The following is a 531-nucleotide window of genomic DNA, read 5'->3' as shown; positions in this document are numbered from 1 at the left end:
GGACGAAAGACTATTACTCTCGCGGTACCACCCTAGTTGTCATAATGACCTCTTAGTTAAGCAATGCTTAAAGCCTATAACGGTGCCTTCCGTCTAAGTCTACTTACTAAATAAGCTTTCGATTAGAAACTCCAAGATGTTCTTCAATATAAACCTCGTATTGAGCTTTCACCATCCTCAACTCGCTAGAACTACATTTTATATCTACTCTTTTCTTCTTAGTATTTATCTTTTATTATTTCTGCTAATTAACAAAATTATACCAATTTATAAATTTTTAGTCAATAAATTTATATAATTGATACTGATTGCTATTTAAATTATAATAACTCTACCTTGCAAAATGACAATAAACACTTATCTTTACTACTTCAGTTTCAAAACTTTTATAATTTACTTCCATTATCAACCCAGTCTTTTGCTTCTGTAACACCCTTAATTGAAGGTATTGAAACTTTACTATGAGGTTTTAATTTTTCAACATCAGCCCCTGCTGCTGTCGACTCATTTCCAACTAAAAGTGAACTTTTA

General features: G+C 31.1%; 1 protein-coding gene and 1 other annotated feature. The gene reads right to left on the bottom strand.

Annotated elements, in window-relative coordinates; genetic code table 11:
- Positions 1-229 (bottom strand) — a binding site (T-box leader). This feature is flagged as partial in the annotation.
- A gap of 157 nt (positions 230-386) precedes the next feature.
- On the bottom strand, positions 387-531 hold a 145-nt coding region (locus tag K0039_RS23075), incomplete at its 5' end, for a CDIF630_02480 family spore surface protein (protein WP_228106800.1).

It is taken from the genome of Terrisporobacter mayombei (assembly GCF_020748465.1).
GTDB classification, from domain to species: Bacteria; Bacillota; Clostridia; order Peptostreptococcales; family Peptostreptococcaceae; genus Terrisporobacter; species Terrisporobacter mayombei.
This window is presented reverse-complemented; position numbering and strand designations above follow the sequence as displayed.